The sequence below is a fragment of the Aeromicrobium stalagmiti genome (genome assembly GCF_013283745.1).
Classification (GTDB): domain Bacteria; phylum Actinomycetota; class Actinomycetes; order Propionibacteriales; family Nocardioidaceae; genus Aeromicrobium; species Aeromicrobium stalagmiti.
In genome coordinates this window covers 95,441-112,298 of sequence record NZ_JABSTZ010000003.1, presented here as the reverse complement: position 1 = coordinate 112,298, position 16,858 = coordinate 95,441, and the positions used below count along the sequence as shown (strand labels likewise).

The window sequence follows — 16,858 nt, the reverse complement described above, 5'->3', positions numbered from 1 at the left end:
GCCGTCAGGGTACGACGACGGCACGGCCGGCGATGTCACCGTCATGCAATCGCGCATAGGCCTTCGGCGCCTCGTCGAGCGAGAACGTCTCGACCTCGACCCGGATGAGCCCGTCGCGGGCCAGCGCGAGCACCTCGACGAGCTCGTCCCGGGTGCCCCAGTAGGGGGTGCGGACCCGGACGCCGAACGGCGTGGAGAAGAACCCGGCCGGCAGGAGGCCGCCGCCGATGCCCACGATCACGACCGAGCCGTCGACGCGCACGCACTCGCGAGCCATCGTCAGCGTGGCGTCCGACCCGACGATGTCAAATACCACGTCAGCTCCGACTCCGCCGGTGAGCTCACGGATCGCCGCCGCGCTCTGCTGGTCCGACGGCAGCACGTGGTGGGCGCCGACGGCTGCGGCCAGCTCGAGCTTCTGCTGGCTCATGTCGACCGCGACGACGGTGGCTGGGCTCATGGCCCGGAGGATCTGGACGGCGACGTGCCCCAAGCCGCCGGCACCGATGACGACCGCCGTGCTGCCGGGCAGGAGGAGGTCGAACTCTGCCTTGATCGCGTGGTACGACGTGAGGCCTGCGTCGGTGATTGCCACCGTGGCAGCCGGGTCCATCCCGGTGATCGGGACGAGGTGGCGCACGTCGTCGACGATCATGAAGTCGGCCATGCCGCCCGGAGCCCCGATCCCCGGCGGGACGATGCCGAGTCCGGCTGCGTGCGGACAGTAGTTCTCGCTGCCCCGGGCGCAGGTCGCGCACAGTCCGCAGCCCCACGGGCCGTAGACAGCCACGAGGTCTCCGATGCTCACGCCCGTCGTTCCGGCTCCCAGCTCGGCGACGACACCGACGGCCTCGTGTCCCAACGTCATCGGCAGGGTGCCCAGGCCCAGGTACTGCTCAGCCGGCAGGCCCATCAGGAAGATGTCGGAGTGGCACAGTCCTGCTGCCGAGATGCTGAGCAGCACCTCACCCGGACCGGGGGAGGGCCGCTCGACCTCGACGACCTCGGGCGCGGCGCCGATGCTGCGGTACTGAAGTGCTCGCATGGTGGTGTCTCCTCGGTCGGTGGATGGGTGTTGAGTGGTGGTCGTCGGACCGTCCGGACTCAGGCCGGCACGCGGCCGAGGCGCTTCTCGACGTCGAGCACGGCCATCGTGGTCCGCACGATGCTGTCGGGGTTGAGGCTCATCGAGTCGATGCCGATCTCGACGAGGAACTCCGCCATGTCGGGATAGTCGGACGGCGCCTGGCCGCACAGACCCGAGTGGATGCCGTTGCGGTGGCAGCCCTCGACGGCCATCGCGATCATCCGCTTCACCCCGGGGTCTCGCTCGTCGTAGTCGAAGGCGACCAGCTCGCTGTCGCGGTCGACGCCCAACGTGAGCTGCGTGAGGTCGTTCGAGCCGATCGAGAAGCCGTCGAAGCGCTGGGCGAACTCGTCGACCAGCACCACGTTGTTGGGGATCTCGCACATCGCATAGATCTCGAGGCCGTTGGTGCCCCGCTCGAGCCCGTGCTTGGCCATCTCGGCGAGGACCTGATCAGCCTCGGCGAGACGCCGCACGAACGGGATCATCAGGATGACGTTCGTGAGCCCCATGTCGTCGCGGACCCGGCGCATCGCCCGGCACTCGAGGGCGAACCCCTCGGCGTACGACGGGTGGGCGTAGCGGGACGCGCCCCTGAACCCGATCATCGGGTTGTTCTCGACCGGCTCGAACGAGGAGCCTCCGAGCAGCGCGGCGTACTCATTGCTCTTGAAGTCGGACATCCGGACGACGACCGGCTTGGGGTGGAACGCCGCCGCGATCGTGGCTATGCCCTCGGACAGCTGCTGGACCACGTACGACTCGCCGTCCGCGTGACCACGGACGAGGTGTTCAACGGCTGCGCGCTCGTCGGCGTCGATGACCTGCTCGGGGTGAACCGCGGCCATCGGGTGCACCTTGACCGCGTCGTTGATGACGAACTCCATCCGCGCCAGGCCGACACCGTCGTTGGGCAGGAACGACGTCTTGAACGCCAGGCTGGGGTCGCCGAGGTTGAGCATCATGCGGGTCCTGGGCCGGGCGAGGGTGCCGATCGCCACGTCCTCGCTGCGATACATCGCCTCGCCGATGTAGACGTTGCCGGTCTCGCCCTCCGCGCACGAGACCGTCACCATCGCACCGTCCGGGATGCGCGTCGTCCCGTCACCTGTGCCGACGACGGCGGGGACGCCCTGCTCACGGGCGATGATCGCCGCGTGGCACGTCCGACCGCCGTGGTCGGTCACGACGGCCGCCGCCATCTTCATGACCGGCTCCCAGTCGGGGGTCGTCATCTCCGACACCAGCACCTCGCCGGGCTGGAAGTCCTTCAGCTGCTTCGGATCGGTGATGACGCGGGCGCGGCCGTGGGCGACGCGGTCACCGACCGACCGCCCCCGGCTCAGCACCTCGCCGTGGGACTGGACGATGAACCGGGTCAACGTGCGCGCGTCTGCTCGCGCGGCCACGGTCTCGGGGCGCGCCTGCACGATGTACATCGCGCCGTCGACGCCGTCCTTGGCCCACTCGATGTCCATCGGCCGGCCGTAGTGTCGCTCGATCGTCAGTGCCGTGGCCGAGAGGTCGAGGACCTCGGCGTCGTCCAGGCAGTAGCGGTCGCGCTCCGACTCAGGGGTCGAGACGTTGTGGGTCGGGTCGTCGGCGGCCGCGGCGCCGAGCACCATCGTGAGGGCCTTGCCGCCGAGGCGCCGGCGCAGCACGGCACGGTGCCCGGCCTCGAACGTCGGCTTGTGGACGTAGAACTCGTCGGGGTCGACGGAGCCCTTCACGATGTTCTCGCCGAGCCCGTAGGACCCGTTGATGAACACGACGTCCCTGAATCCCGACTCGGTGTCGAGGGTGAACGCGACCCCGGCACTCGCGAGGTCGGACCGGACCATCTTCATGACGCCCACGGAGAGCGAGACCTTGAGCTGGTCGAAGCCGTGGCGGTGGCGGTAGTGGACGCCCCGCGCGGTGAAGACGCTGGCGAGGCAGCGTCGGACGTGGTCGAGGAGGTCGGCCTCGCCGCGGATGTTCAGGAAGCTGTCGTGCTGCCCGGCGAAGCTGGCGTCGGGCAGGTCCTCGGCGGTCGCAGAGCTGCGGACCGCGAGACCGACGTCGTCCCCGTACTCCGCCTGCAGCCGGTGATAGCCGTCGATGACCTGTGACGCCAGGTCGTCCGGCAGTCCGGCGGAGTAGACGACGTCGCGTGCCTCGGCCGCCCGCAGGTCGAGGTCGGCCACGTCGTCCTGGTGTAGCCCCTCGAAGATGGAGGCGAGACGCGGCCAGGCGCCGGCGGAGGTGAGCACGTGGCGGTATCCCTCGGCCGTGGTGGCGAACCCGTCGGGCACGCGGACGCCCGCCCGTGCGAGCTGCTGGTACATCTCGCCGAGCGAGGCGTTCTTGCCGCCGACGAGGGCGACGTCGTCGTTGCCGATCTCGGAGAAGCTGCGGACGAACGCCGGAGCACTCATGCGCGGACCACGATCCCGTTGGCGACGTGGTTGACGTGCGGCGATGACCAGGCAGCGAGCTCGGCCTGGTGCTTCTCGGCCCACGACGACACCGTCCCGGTCAGCTGGACCTGGTCGCCCGAGGCGTGCACGTGGATGGTGGCGGCATCGAGGATCGCCTGACGCCTGATCGCACTGCGGATCAGTGCCGTCGTCTCGGATGCGTCGGCGTCCAGCCGCGGCGACAACGTGATGCGGCTGTCGACACCGTGGACGCCGTCGACCTGGCCCACGGCCTTGACGGCCGCCACCCGCTGGAAGTTCCACATGACCTCCCCGGTCAGGCCCACGTAGCCGTCGTCGACCTCGACCGTGATCGCTCCCGGGGGGACCGCGGCCTGGGCCTCGATCGCCGCGCGCGCGGCACTGGCGATGTCGGCGTCCGTCGGGGTCTCGTCGCGGTAGTGCACCCGCAGGTCGTTGTCGACGTCGCTCACCAGCCGGGTCCTGGCCGCGGCCCGGCCGGCAGCGATCTTCTGTGCGTACGTGGGGACGTGCCCGGAGAGCGTCACGAGCCCGTCTTCCACGGAGACGGCGACCTCCGCGGCGTCGATCTCAGGCGTCCAGTGGAGCTCGTCCTCCACGGCGATGCGCAGGTCGCGGTCGTGCTCGGTGGTGGTGCTGGTGGTCATCGGGAGACCTCCTGGGAAGGGCGACCGACGGCGTGCCGCTCGATCGCCCTGGGCGGACGTGGCCGTCCCAGACTGCGCCGCGCCAGGCGTTCGTGGACGGGGCGTCGGTCCCCACCTGCCGGGACCTAGGTCCGCGACGAGGACGAGCTCACCTCAGGAGGCGAGCTTGTCGCGCTTGACCGGCCGAACGCCGTCCCGTGTCGGCAGCCCGGACGAGCGTCGCTGCCCGGCTGTGGTCACGGCCTCGAACACGTCGATCCACCGGTCGACGTAGGTCTCGGGGGAGCGGTCCGGAGCGCTCGTCCGGTCGATGCCGGCTTGCCGAACGTCACCGAGACGTCGCGGGCTCATCTGCATGACCTCGAGGGTCTGCGCTGCCATGTGCACCGCCACCGGTGCGACGACCCGTCGGGCCGCACGCTGCACGGCGCGGCGCCACCGTGAGGCCGAGTCGTGCCGGACGCGTCGGGCCACCGTGGCCCTGACCAGGAAGCCGTCGACACCGTGGTCGATCTGCTCGCGCGGGCCGAATTCGACGTCGATCGCCACCGGGATGCAGCCGGCCTGCTGGGCCTCGGTGATGACCAGGCCCCATCCCTCGTGGCGCGACGTCAGCCACAGGACGGAGCTCGACGCGAGCTCGGCCGTCGCGCCCGAGACGTGTCCGTGCAGCGTCACCGCGTCCTGCAGACCGAGCCGCTCGACCGCCTCCTCGACCCGCGCCACCTCGGCGGGGTCCTCGAGCGCGCCGTAGACGTCGAGCACGATGCCGCGCCCGTCCCCGTGGCTGCGACGGGCCATGCGGCGGAGCACGGCGAGCGACTCGACGGCGAGCAGGACGTCCTTCTGCGGGTGCAGGCGAGCGAGCATGACGATGCGGTCCGGGTTGCGGAGCCGTGCGGGGTGACCGGCGCGCCGGGGGTAGGGGATCGGCACGACCGACGCGCTGCGGACCGGTCCGCCGTGCTTCTCGTCGCGCCGCAGGGCCTGGGCCTGACGACGGGTCGCGCAGACCACGGCGTCCGGCAGGTGCGCCACGGTCCGGAACGGTGCGTAGCCGCCGGACGAGGTTGGGTTGTGGACCACCTGGATGAAGTACAGGTGCGGGATGCCCATGGCCTTGAGCTCGCCGACGACCGTCGATCCGACGATGTGCCCGTCGCACACGAAGTAGACGGGACGCTGCGCCGTCGCTGCACGGCCCAGCTCGCTGAGCCATGCCACCCACTCCGCCTTGGTGCAGGGTCGACCGCCGTGGCGCTCGATGTTCCAGACGTCGTCGCCGTCGACCAGGCCGTGGTGCGCGGGGTCGTCGGACGCGGCCTTCGAGAAGGTCAGGATCGGCATGTGTCGACCGGGCCCGAGGCGCTCGTTGAGCAGGCGGGTCCGCTCCAGCAGTGCCGACGTCAGGCCGCCCTTGCCGGGCCGCATGTTGCCGACCAGCGCGTAGTAGTCGCCAGGGGGGAGCGTCAGCGAAGAAGTCACGTCATCACGATCGGGCCCGTGGGTGGCCGGCCGGCCGACTGCGGGTGACGAGCGCTTGAACCGCTGCCGATCCGTCAGAGGAGGTCGAGCGTCTCCGCGTGCTGCCGGACGGCGGAGCTGTCTGCCGCGAGCACGAACGGCACGTCGCGGGCCCACGTCTCGACGACCTTCTCGACCCGTCCGTCACCCGGGTCGAGCCGGACCTCCCGGATGTAGACCGCGAGGATCCGATCGGGGTGCGAGCTCACGATGTCGGCGTAGATCTCGGGATCCTTCTCGCCGGAGTCACCGATCAGCACGAACGGCAGGTCGGGGTGCAGGTCGAGGATCTCGCGGATGCGCCCGTGCTTGGACTCCCGTCCTTCGGCGGTGCCGAGCAGGTCGCGCAGCAGCAGCGGGCCGCGCGGGAAGTCGTGGTGCTCCAGGAAGGCGGTGAGGAAGGCGTGCAGGTTCCACGGGCTGGACGAGACGTAGAAGACGGGGTTCACGTCGGCCGCGAGGTCGCGATAGAGCTCTGCGGCGCCCGGGAAGGGCTCGCGGGTGAGCTCGGAGCCGGTGAACGTCTGCACGACCATCTGCCCGACCCGCTGCACGCCGGTCTTGATCACGGTGTCGTCGATGTCGGAGATGACGCCGAACCGTGCTGAGGGCTCCGGCACGCGGACGTCGACGGGCGACGTGTGGGCGCCGGTCAGGCCTCGATAGCTGCCGTCGAGGCTGATCGTGCCCGACTGCCACGGCCCCGCGGGGGCGTCCGGCGCCTCGAGCCGGAGCACGAAGTAGCCCTCGTCGTCCGAGGCGGCTGTGGTCGTCGTGCCGGCGATGCGCACCGTCAGGGGGACGCCGGGCAGCTCCTTGGTCAAGAAGTTCTGCAGCGTCCGCAGAGCAGCGGCACCGACGCCCTCGCCCTCGGTGGCACGGGACGGTGCGGGGTTGTCGAGCACACGGCCGCGCAGCACGATGCCGGCCGGCCCGCCGTGGCCGTCGTAGGACTCGATCCGAAAGCTGGCCGGGGTCGACGGCTCCGACCGGCGCAGGTGCGCCGTGTCCAGCATCCGCTCGAGGCCACTGACCCACCGCCCCATGCCCATGGCGTCCACGATATCCGTGCTCGTCCCGGCCGGTGACCAGGCGTTCTGGAGTGCGATCCAGCGTTGCGTGCCGCAGTACCGTTGACGGCGTGACCTCTCCCACCATCGCCACCGTCGGTGAGCTGCGCGCCTCCGGCCACGTCCACAAGACCTTGCGGGTCGAGATCCGCGACAACCTGCTGGCCGCCCTCCGCGACGGGCGTGACCCGTGGCCGGGCCTGCACGGCTTCGAGTCCACCGTGATCCCGCAGCTGGAGCGGGCGCTCATCGCCGGTCACGACATCGTGCTGCTGGGCGAGCGTGGACAGGGCAAGACCCGTCTGCTGCGGACGATGGTGGGGCTCCTCGACGAGTGGTCGCCCGTCATCGAGGGCTCCGAGCTGGGTGAGCACCCCTACGAGCCCATCACGACCGCGAGCCTGCGCCGGGCCGCCGAGCTCGGCGACGAGCTGCCGGTCGCGTGGCGAGGCCGCGACGAGCGGTACGCCGAGAAGCTCGCGACGCCCGACACGAGCGTCGCCGACCTGATCGGCGACGTCGACCCGATGAAGGTCGCCGAGGGTCGCAGCCTCGGCGACCCCGAGACGATCCACTTCGGCCTGATCCCGCGCAGCCACCGCGGCATCGTCGCGATCAACGAGCTGCCCGACCTCGCCGAGCGCATCCAGGTCGCGATGCTCAACGTCATGGAGGAGCGCGACATCCAGATCCGCGGCTACGTGCTGCGGCTCCCGCTCGACGTGCTGGTGGTGGCCAGCGCCAACCCCGAGGACTACACCAACCGCGGTCGGATCATCACGCCGCTCAAGGACCGTTTCGGCGCCGAGATCCGCACGCACTACCCGACCGAGCTCGCCGACGAGGTCGCCGTGATCCGCCAGGAGGCCGAGCTGGTCGCCGACGTGCCGGACTACCTGGTCGAGATCCTCGCCCGCTTCACCCGCGCGCTGCGGGAGTCGACCGCGGTCGACCAGCGCAGCGGCGTCAGCGCACGGTTCGCGATCGCCGGGGCCGAGACCATCGCAGCGGCCGCCATCCACCGCGCGACCAGGCAGGGCGAGGATGAGGCGGTCGCCCGCCCGGTCGACCTCGAGACTGCGGTGGACGTGCTCGGCGGCAAGATCGAGTTCGAGTCGGGCGAGGAGGGGCGCGAGGACGAGATCCTCGACCACCTGCTGCGCACCGCGACCGCCGAGACGGTGCGGCAGCACTTCCGGGGCGTCGACTTCGCCGTCCTCGTCGACGCGATCGAGGGCGGGGTCATGGTCTCCACCGGGGAGCAGGTCACCGCCCGTGACTTCCTGGCCGGCCTTCCGGTGCTGGGCGAGTCCGAGCTCTACGACGAGGTGTGCGACCGGCTCGGAGCCACCAACGACGGCCAGCGGGCCGGCGCCATCGAGCTGGCGCTCGAGGGTCTCTACCTGGCCCGCAAGGTCAGCAAGGACAGCGGGGGCGGCGAGACCGTCTATGGCTAGGCAGAACCGCCGCCTGACGAGGGACTCCCGCTACGGCCGCTACGTCGACGGCCCGGACCCCCTGGCACCGCCGGTCGACCTCACCGAGGCGCTCGACGCGATCGGCGACGACGTCATGGCGGGCTACTCGCCCGAGCGTGCCATGCGCGAGTTCCTCCGGCGCGGCGGACGTGACCAGGCCGGCCTCGACGACCTCGCTCGTCGGGTCGCCGAGCGTCGGCGGGAGCTGGCCCAGCGACACAACCTCGACGGCACGCTCCAGGAGGTCAAGGAGCTGCTCGACCGTGCCGTGCTGGCCGAGCGCAAGCTGCTCGCCCGCGACGTCGACCTCGACGAGGGCGACCGCGCCCTCGCACAGATGCAGCTCGACAACCTCTCGCCGTCGACGGCGGCGGCCGTCAGCGAGCTGGGCAGCTATGACTGGAAGAGCCGCGAGGCGCGCGAGGACTACGAGAAGATCAAGGACCTCCTGGGCCGCGAGATGCTCGACCAGCGCTTCGCCGGCATGAAGAACGCGCTCGAGAACGCCACCGACGAGGATCGCGCGGCGATCAACGAGATGCTCGACGACCTCAACACGCTGCTCGACGCCCACCGGTCGGGCGACGCCACCCAGGAGCAGTTCGACGAGTTCATGGGGAAGCACGGGGAGTTCTTCCCCGAGAACCCGGCCACGATCGACGAGCTGCTCGACACCCTGGCCCAGCGGTCCGCGGCGGCGCAGCGCATGCGCAACTCGATGACCCCCGAGCAGCGCGCCGAGCTCGACGGGCTCGCGCAGCAGGCGTTCGGCTCGCCTGAGCTCATGCAGTCGCTCGGCCGTCTCGACGGCAACATGCAGTCGTTGCGCCCCGGCGAGGACTGGGGTGGGTCGGAGCGCCTGGATGGCGACGAAGGCCTCGGCCTCGGCGACGGCACCGGTGTCTTCCAGGACCTTGCGGACCTCGACGAGCTCTCCGAGCAGCTCTCGCAGTCGTACAACGGCTCGCGGATGGACGACATCGACCTCGACAAGCTCGCCCGCCAGCTCGGCGACGAGGCCGCCGTCGACGCCAAGACGCTGCAGGCCCTCGAGAAGGCCCTGCGCGACTCCGGGACGATGAGGCGTGGCACCGACGGCCAGCTGAAGCTCACGCCGAAGGCCATGCGTCAGCTCGGCAAGGCGCTGCTGCGCGACGTCGCCGACAAGATGTCCGGACGCCAGGGCAACCGCGACCTGCGGCAGGCCGGCGCTGCGGGCGAGCGGTCGGGTGCGACCCGCGAGTGGGCCTTCGGCGACACCGAGCCGTGGGACGTCACGCGCACGATCACCAATGCCGTCACCCGCACGGCGGGCGAGGGCGGCAGCACGGCGTCCGGCGTCCGTATCGAGATCGGTGACGTCGAGGTGCAGGAGACCGAGGCCCGCACGCAGGCGTGCGTCGCCCTGCTGGTCGACACGTCGTTCTCGATGGCGATGGACGGCCGCTGGGTGCCGATGAAGCGGACGGCGCTGGCGCTGCACACGCTCATCACGAGCCGCTTCCGCGGCGACGACCTGCAGCTCATCGGCTTCGGGCGTCACGCCGAGGTCATGGACATCGAGGAGCTCACGGGCCTCGACGCGATGTGGGACAAGGGCACCAACCTGCACCACGCCCTGCTGCTGGCCAACCGACACTTCCGCAAGCACCCCAACGCCCAGCCGGTTCTGCTGATCGTCACCGACGGCGAGCCGACGTCGCACCTGGAGTCGAGCGGCGAGGTGTTCTTCAGCTATCCGCCGCACCCGGTCACGGTGGCGTACGCGGTGCGTGAGCTCGACAGCTCGATGCGCCTGGGCGCCCAGACGACGTTCTTCCGGCTGGGCGAGGACCCGGGCCTCGCCCGGTTCATCGAGTCGATGGCCCACCGCGTCGGCGGCTCGGTCGTCGCGCCGGAGCTCGACGACCTGGGCGCGGCCGTCGTGGGGTCGTACCTCGGCTCGCGCGGTCCGCGAGGCCGGTCGCGCGGCGGCCCGGAGGACATGTTCGGCGGCGGCAGGGGCTTCTGGGTCGGTTGACGACCGACGGCAGGGGTACGTCGCGGGCATGAGTGACTACGAGAGTGAACAGATCGAAGCCATCCAGGGCGTCGTCGACCGCGTCAGTGCCTATCAGGACGGCGCGCCCGAGGGAACCGTCGAGGACGAGCTGCGCAAGGGGTTCGACGAGATCGCCGTCGAGGTGTCGCCCGAGCACGTCGACACCCTCGCTGCTGCCATCAACGAGGAGAGCGGCGACGTGTCGGCCGCTCAGCTGCTCGGCTGATCCGCCGCTGGGCTGACGGCCGTCCGCCTCAGGTGAGGTGGTCGAACACGCCGTTGACCCAGTCGGCGTGCCGGTCGGCCGACCGGCGCAGGATCTCACGGGCGTTCGCCTCGATCGCGTTGTCGAAGTTGCCATAGACGCGGTCGAAGGCGAACGCCTCGACGTGTGCGGCGATGCGTTGCACGACCGCGCCTGACAACGGGATCCGGTTGGGATAGCTGCGCATGAAGCTCAGCGACCGACGATCAGGGTTGGGGAAGATCGTGTCGCCGGTCAGCAGCACGCCGCGGCCGTCGGCGCCCGCCGCCCAGTGCACGACGGCGCTGCCGGGGAAGTGACCGCCGGGCTGGCTCAGGGTCACACCGGGAAGGATTTCGACGTCGTCGGACCACGCCGAGATCACCGGGTCGTGGCGCGCGACCCACTCGAGGTCGGCCTCGGCGACCAGCACGGGAGCACCACCGAGGCGCCGGCTCCACTCGACCTGCACCCCGAACATGTGCGGGTGGCTCGCGACGACCGCTGCGACGTCGCCGAGCTCGAGGACACGACGGACGATCTCGTCGTCGACGAAGCCGACCGGGTCCCAGAGCAGGTTGCCGGACGGCGTCTGCAGCAGCTTGGACTGCTGGCCGATGCCAGCCGAGGGCGTGGTCGTGATGGCGTGCAGGCGTGGCTCGAGCTCGACCATGTCGGCGCGGTAGCCCTCACGGACGAGCTCGTCGAGCGTCGTCCACTGCTGCCCCTTCGCCGGCACGTACTGCCGCTCGTCGTCGCAGACGGCACACACCGCTGGCCGGGAGTCGTGCTCGACGGCGCAGGTGCGGCAGATCCAGAAGTCCGGTGCGGGTGAGGTCACCCGACCACCGTAGGTCACTCGTCGCTGCTGATCCCCTCGATGTCGGAGGGCCTGCGTGGGCGCGGCGTCGCGCGAACTTCCGGCGGGAGGCCCCACTCGTCCTTGCCGAGGCGGGCGACCGGCTGGAGCAGGCCCATCTCGGGATGACCGTCGACCAGCACGGACTCGTCGACCGTGATCGCGACGACGTCGCCGAGGACCAGCACCGAGTCGCCCAGCTCGGTCGTCGAGTGCAGACGGCACTCCAGGGAGGCGGGGGAGCCGGCCACCCGCGGCGGGCTGACGGTGTCGCTCGGCTCCATCTCGATCCCCAGGCGGACCGCCTCGTCGTCGTCCGGGGCGAAGGCCGCGCTGCTGTCGTTGACCAGGTCGAGCTGGGGGAGCGTCGCGAGGTTGACCACGAACTCACCGGTCGCCAGGACGTTCGCCAGGGTGTCCTTGTGGCCGACCGAGGTCCAGGACACGATCGGCGGGCTCGCGCACGCGACGCTGAAGAACGAGTGGGGTGCCAGGTTGCCGATGCCGTCGACGGACAGGGTCGAGATCCAGGCGATCGGGCGGGGCACCACCAAGGCCGTCAGCAGGCGGTAGGGGTTGACGTCGGGGTCATCGGAGCGGAAGACGGTGCGCATGCGTCCATCCTCGCCCGGGGCGGCGTGTCCCGCTCACCTGGCCGGCTCCGGAGGCAGAGGCCGTATCGTGATCTCGGGAGCACAACGCGTCCCACCGTGCCACGCCTGCACGGAGCTCGAGATCGAGGTGGTCAGCATCGCGTCCCAGGCACCCTCGGTGACCGATCCCACCGGACCGGGGCGATCGCTCCGAGACCGCTGGTGGGTCTGGACGTGGGCCGTCGTCGTCGTGTTCGGCGCCGTCGCCCTGTGGCGCTCCCAGCAGGTTGATGTGCCATTCCGCGACCCGGGTGGTCGGGTGTTCATGTCGCGCATCACCTTGTCGTTCGCGATCCTCGTCGCGCTGATCCTCCTCGACGGCCTCGTGCGCGCCGGGCGCCGCGGCTGGTCGCTCGGCAAGGTCGTGACGGCCATCCGCTCCCGCTGGACCATCGATCGGGTCGCTCTCGCGGTCACCGGCCTGCTGGCCTACCACCTGGTCTACGCGTTCTACCGCAACCTCAAGAGCTGGAACGCCTTCCGCACCCAGTACGACGACGACCTGCTCGAGGCGGACCGGTGGATGTTCTTCGGCAACAGTCCTGCCGTGCTGCTCCACGACCTGTTCGGCCGCGATGTCGCGCCGCACGTGTTCCGCGCGATCTACGAGTCGTTCTCGGTCATGGTGCCGATCTCGTTCGTCGCCGCCCTCGTCTTCGCTCCCCGGATCCGTGAGGGATACGTCTTCCTGACGTCCGCGATGTGGGTCTGGATCCTCGGGGTCGGGTCCTACTACCTGATCCCCGCGATCGGCCCGTTCCACTCCGCGCCCGAGGAGTTCGCCGGGCTCGACCCCACCAGCGTCACCGCGACCCAGGCGAAGTACATGGCCGAGCGGGCCGAGCTGCTGCTCGACCCCGGTGCGGCCGACACCTTCGCGAGCATCGGCGCCTTCGCGAGCCTGCACACCGGGTTCACCTTCCTGGTGCTGCTGATGCTGCGCTACTACGGCTTCCGGCGCGCGGCCAACCTCATGGTGATCTACCTGGTCGCCGTCATGGTCTCGACGATCTACCTCGGCTGGCACTTCGTGCTCGACGACGTCGCCGGCCTCGCGATCGCCTGGGCCGCCGTGCGCCTGGGACGCCTGACGGTCCACCCACCCGGGAGGGTCACCCGGTGACCCTTCTGGACGAGCGGGTCGAAGTCTTCACCTCCCGCCTGCGCGGCTCGATCGTGCGGTGGTGGCTGCTGTGCGCGGTCGTGGTGATCGCCCTCCGGACCCCGTTCATCAACGTCCCGCTGGGCATCGACGAGGGGGGCGACTCGTTCGTGGCCCGCGCCTGGGGCACCACGGACGGCTCGATGTACGGCGGCTCGTGGCTCGACCGTCCGCCGCTGCTGGTGCTGATCTACAAGATCGGCGTGCTGGGCGGCGACCTCGGTGTCCGCCTGCTCGGCATGGTCGCCGCGATCCTGCTGGTCGCCGCGACGATGGCGATCGCCCACCGGATCGCCGGCCTCCGCGCGGCCCGGATCACGGGCGTCATCACCGCGGTCATGACGTCGTCCGTCGTGCTGGGCGCGGTCTTCACCGACAACGAGCTGCTCGCGACCGTCCCAGCGACGTTCTCGATCCTCGCGCTGATGCGGGCCCGCGACGCCGTCGTGCCCGATCGCTGGCTCTTCGTCTCGGGCTTCCTCGCGACGTGCGCCCTGCTCATCAAGCAGTCGTTCGGCGAGGTGCTCGTCGCCGGTGCGGTCTTCCTGCTGGTGAGCTGGGTGACCCGCGCCCGATCAGGTTTCCAGGCCAGGTGGCTCGGCTGGTGGCTCGGGGGAGTCGCGGCGCCCATCCTCGTGACGTTCGCCTGGTTCGAGGCCTACTCGGTCGGCGCACGCGGCTTCGTCTATGCCGTCGCGGGCTTCCGGCTCGACAGCATCACCGAGATCAACGCCGCACCGCAGGGCGCCGGGTTCATGCTGCTGCACCTGGGGCTGCCGGTCCTGGTCGTGTCGGGCTGCCTGTTCCTCGTCCCGTGGTCGATCGCCTGGCTCGTGCGGCGGCGCGCCGACCCGCAGCTCGTGCTGCCGCTCGCCGCGTGGCTGCTCGTGGGCTTCGTCGGCATCGCCGGCGGGGGCAACTACTACCCGCACTACTTCATCCAGCCGGTCGCGGCGCTCGCCGTCCTGTCGGGCTGCGCGTTGGCCGTCACCGGGCGACGGATGCTCTCGATCGCGACGACCTGCCTGGTCTTCGTGCTGGCGATCGGCAACGTCGCGGTCGGCACGACGCTGCAGAACGTCAACCCGCCGCAGCAGCGCACGCTGGCCGTCGCCGACTACCTGCGCAGCAACGCCCGTCCCGACGACACGCTCTACGTCCTCTACGCGCGGGCCAACCTGCTCTACTACGCCGACATGACGACTCCCTATCCCTACTCGTGGACCCAGATGGTGCGCACGGTGCCCAACGCCGAGGACCGGCTGCGCGACCTGCTGAAGTCGTCCACGCGTCGTCCCACCTGGATCGTGGAGTGGCAGGAGGCGACGATCTTCGGCATGGACGCGACGGGGGAGACGCGCCGGCTCATCGCCAGGCACTACGTCCGCACCGACGAGATCTGCGGCAAGCCGATCCTCATCCGGCGTGACGAGGCCGACCGCACGCTGATCGCGTCGACGCACGGTGAGTGCGCGACCCTCGGCCTGCCCAAGCACCTCGGGCCCAGCGAGTCACGGACGCCGGAGGACAGCGCCGACTACGTCTGGCAGTGACGGCAGCTCGTCGCGGCGGCGCCATGCCTCGGTCGACCACAGGGCCCACGCCACGAGCAGCGGCTGGAACGGCAGCCGCAGCCAGCGCGAGAGGTCGGAGTCGAGCCCGAACGCATCGGTGTGCGTGACGAGCTGGTTGATGTTGCCGGGGAACACCGCGACGAAGAACGCCGCGACGACCCACCCGACCACGACCCGCTGGCGCACCAGAAGGATCAGGGCGATCCCCAGGGTGATCTCGACCACACCCGAGGCGACGATCACGAAGTCGACGCCCAGAGGCAGCCAGTCCGGCACCTGGGCCCGGAAGGTGTCCCGGGCCCAGAACAGGTGGCTGAGCCCCGCGAGCACGAGGGCGGAGCCGAGCAGCCAGCGGAATGCGGAGCGGACGGTCATGGCTCGAGTGTGGCAGCCAGGACCCCGGACCGCCGATCCTCGGACCGGCGGAGCGAGGCACGAAAGTGTCGGTCCGGAATACGATCATGGTGCGTGACGCTGCAACCCTCGGCGTCCCGGGCCGTCGGCCCGGTGTGCACCCTTCATCCCTGCCACCCCTAGAGGATCGAACCATGTCCACTCACGACCCAGCCGTGCCCGAGCACGCTGGCGCACCCGACCCCAAGCGCTGGCTCGCCCTCGGCGTGATCGCCGTCGCCCAGCTCATGATCGTGCTCGACGCCTCCATCGTGAACATCGCGCTGCCGTCGGCCCAGAAGGACCTCGGCATCAGCGACGCCGACCGCCAGTGGGTCGTCACGGCCTACACGCTCGCCTTCGGCGGCCTGCTGCTGCTCGGTGGGCGCATCGCCGACTTCGTCGGCCGCAAGCGCATCTTCGTCGTCGGCCTGATCGGCTTCGCCGTGGCCTCGGCCCTCGGCGGCATCGCGTCGACCGCCGGCCTGCTCTACGCCGCGCGCGGCCTCCAGGGCCTCTTCGCCGCCCTGCTCGCTCCCGCGGCCCTGTCGCTGATCTCGGTCACCTTCACCGAGACCAAGGAGCGCGCCACGGCATTCGGCGTCTTCGGCGCGATCTCCGGCGGTGGCGCCGCCATCGGCCTGATCGTCGGCGGCGTCCTGACCGAGTACGCCTCGTGGCGCTGGTGCCTGCTCGTCAACGTGCCGATCGCCCTCGTCGCGGCTGCGGCCGCACTGCGCGTCGTGCGCGAGAGCAAGGCCGAGGGCGACACCAAGTACGACATCCCCGGCGCGATCCTCGTGACGCTCGGCCTCGTGTCGCTCGTCTACGGCTTCACCGAGGCGGCCAAGGAGAAGAACCCCGGCAAGAGCACCGAGGTGCTGGGCTGGACCGACAGCAGCACCCTGGCGTTCCTCGGAGCGGCCGTCGTCCTGCTCGTGGCCTTCGTCTGGTGGGAGCGTCGCACCAAGCACCCGCTCCTGCCGCTCCGCGTCGCGCTCGACCGCAACCGCGGCGGGTCCTACCTCGTGTTCCTGTTCATCGGCGCGGGCCTGTTCGCGATGTTCCTGTTCCTGACGTTCTACTTCCAGGGCACGCTCGGCTACAGCCCGCTGCGGTCGGGCTTCGCGTTCCTGCCGTTCAGCATCGGCATCATCGTCGGCGCGGGCGTCATCTCACAGCTGCTGCCGCGCTTCGGACCTCGTCCGATCATGATCCCGGGCCTGCTGAGCGCCTCGGTCGGCATGCTGCTGCTGACGCAGATCACCGCGGACACGTCCTACTGGACGCACGTGCTGCCCCCACTGGTGCTGATGAGCGTCGGCATGGCGGCGGTCTTCATCCCGGCCTCCAGCACGGCTCTGGTCGGCGTGGGGTCGCACGACGCGGGAGTCGCGAGCGCGCTGCTCAACACGTCCCAGCAGGTCGGTGGCTCGCTCGGCACCGCGCTGCTCAACACGCTGTTCGCCGGGGCGGTCACGTCGTTCGTCGCCGACAACATGCGTGGTGGCGCCAACCAGGACGCCGTGCTCGCCGACGCGGCACTGCACGGCTACCACGTGGCCTTCTTCTGGGGCGCGATGCTGCTGCTGCTCGCGCTGCTCACCGCGATCGTGCTGATCAACGCCAAGAAGGACGACATCCCGGCTGAGGGCGCGGCGGCCGTCGCCTGATCCCTGCCCGAC

The 16,858-nt window shown here is 70.5% G+C and carries 14 protein-coding genes; 6 read left to right on the top strand and 8 right to left on the bottom strand.

The window, feature by feature from the left end; all coding sequences use genetic code 11:
* Positions 1-4 precede the first annotated feature (4 nt).
* From HQK15_RS12965 to HQK15_RS12945, 5 genes are all read right to left on the bottom strand, one after another.
* Positions 5-1,045 carry an NAD(P)-dependent alcohol dehydrogenase gene (locus HQK15_RS12965; RefSeq protein ID WP_173491908.1) on the bottom strand — a complete coding sequence of 347 codons (1,041 nt, stop codon included), beginning with the start codon at positions 1,043-1,045 and terminating at the stop codon, positions 5-7.
* A 59-nt stretch (positions 1,046-1,104) separates the two neighbouring features.
* On the bottom strand, positions 1,105-3,504 hold the full coding sequence (gene ppsA, locus HQK15_RS12960; protein ID WP_173491907.1) for a phosphoenolpyruvate synthase: 2,400 nt from the start codon (positions 3,502-3,504) through the stop codon (positions 1,105-1,107).
* Positions 3,501-4,175, bottom strand: a complete 675-nt coding sequence (locus tag HQK15_RS12955) for a BON domain-containing protein (RefSeq protein ID WP_173491906.1) — start codon at positions 4,173-4,175, stop codon at positions 3,501-3,503. Before HQK15_RS12955 ends, ppsA begins: the two co-directional genes overlap by 4 nt.
* Positions 4,176-4,328: 153 nt before the next feature.
* Complete coding sequence (locus tag HQK15_RS18605; RefSeq protein WP_173491905.1) at positions 4,329-5,660, bottom strand: glycosyltransferase; 1,332 nt, start codon at positions 5,658-5,660, stop codon at positions 4,329-4,331.
* A 74-nt stretch (positions 5,661-5,734) separates the two neighbouring features.
* Entirely contained in the window at positions 5,735-6,751 is a 1,017-nt protein-coding gene (locus HQK15_RS12945; protein ID WP_173491904.1) for an App1 family protein phosphatidate phosphatase, read from the bottom strand.
* A gap of 89 nt (positions 6,752-6,840) precedes the next feature.
* Here HQK15_RS12945 and HQK15_RS12940 point away from each other — a divergent pair, with 89 nt between their 5' ends.
* From HQK15_RS12940 to HQK15_RS12930, 3 genes are read left to right on the top strand one after another with little or no spacing between them, the layout of a single operon-like run.
* Positions 6,841-8,226: a magnesium chelatase ATPase subunit I gene (locus HQK15_RS12940; protein ID WP_173491903.1), complete on the top strand. Its 1,386-nt coding sequence runs from the start codon at positions 6,841-6,843 to the stop codon at positions 8,224-8,226.
* Entirely contained in the window at positions 8,219-10,267 is a 2,049-nt protein-coding gene (locus HQK15_RS12935) for a vWA domain-containing protein (protein ID WP_173491902.1), read from the top strand. Before HQK15_RS12940 ends, HQK15_RS12935 begins: the two co-directional genes overlap by 8 nt.
* 28 nt (positions 10,268-10,295) lie before the next feature.
* Positions 10,296-10,514 (top strand): hypothetical protein, encoded by a 219-nt coding sequence (locus HQK15_RS12930; protein ID WP_173491901.1) that lies wholly within the window; start codon positions 10,296-10,298, stop codon positions 10,512-10,514.
* A gap of 28 nt (positions 10,515-10,542) precedes the next feature.
* Here HQK15_RS12930 and HQK15_RS12925 read toward each other — a convergent pair whose 3' ends face one another.
* Complete coding sequence (locus HQK15_RS12925) at positions 10,543-11,373, bottom strand: MBL fold metallo-hydrolase (RefSeq protein ID WP_173491900.1); 831 nt, start codon at positions 11,371-11,373, stop codon at positions 10,543-10,545.
* A 14-nt stretch (positions 11,374-11,387) separates the two neighbouring features.
* Positions 11,388-12,005, bottom strand: a complete 618-nt coding sequence (locus HQK15_RS12920; RefSeq protein WP_173491899.1) for a flavin reductase family protein — start codon at positions 12,003-12,005, stop codon at positions 11,388-11,390.
* A 157-nt stretch (positions 12,006-12,162) separates the two neighbouring features.
* On the opposite strand from HQK15_RS12920, the gene HQK15_RS18600 reads away from it, so the two are divergent.
* Both HQK15_RS18600 and HQK15_RS12910 read left to right on the top strand, forming a co-directional pair.
* Positions 12,163-13,167 carry a phosphatase PAP2 family protein gene (locus HQK15_RS18600; RefSeq protein ID WP_173491898.1) on the top strand — a complete coding sequence of 335 codons (1,005 nt, stop codon included), beginning with the start codon at positions 12,163-12,165 and terminating at the stop codon, positions 13,165-13,167.
* Positions 13,164-14,759: an ArnT family glycosyltransferase gene (locus HQK15_RS12910; RefSeq protein ID WP_173491897.1), complete on the top strand. Its 1,596-nt coding sequence runs from the start codon at positions 13,164-13,166 to the stop codon at positions 14,757-14,759. The genes HQK15_RS18600 and HQK15_RS12910 overlap by 4 nt, the downstream gene beginning before the upstream one ends.
* Here the strand turns inward: HQK15_RS12910 and HQK15_RS12905 are convergent.
* Positions 14,718-15,155 carry a DoxX family protein gene (locus HQK15_RS12905; protein ID WP_173491896.1) on the bottom strand — a complete coding sequence of 146 codons (438 nt, stop codon included), beginning with the start codon at positions 15,153-15,155 and terminating at the stop codon, positions 14,718-14,720. The two genes, HQK15_RS12910 and HQK15_RS12905, sit on opposite strands and share 42 nt — an antisense overlap.
* Before the next feature lie 173 nt (positions 15,156-15,328).
* Between HQK15_RS12905 and HQK15_RS12900 the strand changes: the two genes are divergently transcribed.
* Positions 15,329-16,846 carry an MFS transporter gene (locus HQK15_RS12900; protein ID WP_173491895.1) on the top strand — a complete coding sequence of 506 codons (1,518 nt, stop codon included), beginning with the start codon at positions 15,329-15,331 and terminating at the stop codon, positions 16,844-16,846.
* The last annotated feature ends 12 nt before the right edge of the window (positions 16,847-16,858 follow it).

What these genes read in the sequence shown, in the direction of transcription:
- HQK15_RS12900 (WP_173491895.1), top strand. Translation starts at nt 15,329, where the DNA reads ATGTCCACTCACGACCCAGCCGTGCCCGAGCACGCTGGCGCACCCGAC.
- HQK15_RS12905 (WP_173491896.1), bottom strand. Translation starts at nt 15,155, where the DNA reads ATGACCGTCCGCTCCGCATTCCGCTGGCTGCTCGGCTCCGCCCTCGTG.
- HQK15_RS12965 (WP_173491908.1), bottom strand. Translation starts at nt 1,045, where the DNA reads ATGCGAGCACTTCAGTACCGCAGCATCGGCGCCGCGCCCGAGGTCGTC.
- HQK15_RS12955 (WP_173491906.1), bottom strand. Translation starts at nt 4,175, where the DNA reads ATGACCACCAGCACCACCACCGAGCACGACCGCGACCTGCGCATCGCC.
- HQK15_RS12935 (WP_173491902.1), top strand. Translation starts at nt 8,219, where the DNA reads ATGGCTAGGCAGAACCGCCGCCTGACGAGGGACTCCCGCTACGGCCGC.
- ppsA (WP_173491907.1), bottom strand. Translation starts at nt 3,504, where the DNA reads ATGAGTGCTCCGGCGTTCGTCCGCAGCTTCTCCGAGATCGGCAACGAC.
- HQK15_RS12930 (WP_173491901.1), top strand. Translation starts at nt 10,296, where the DNA reads ATGAGTGACTACGAGAGTGAACAGATCGAAGCCATCCAGGGCGTCGTC.
- HQK15_RS12945 (WP_173491904.1), bottom strand. Translation starts at nt 6,751, where the DNA reads ATGGGCATGGGGCGGTGGGTCAGTGGCCTCGAGCGGATGCTGGACACG.
- HQK15_RS12920 (WP_173491899.1), bottom strand. Translation starts at nt 12,005, where the DNA reads ATGCGCACCGTCTTCCGCTCCGATGACCCCGACGTCAACCCCTACCGC.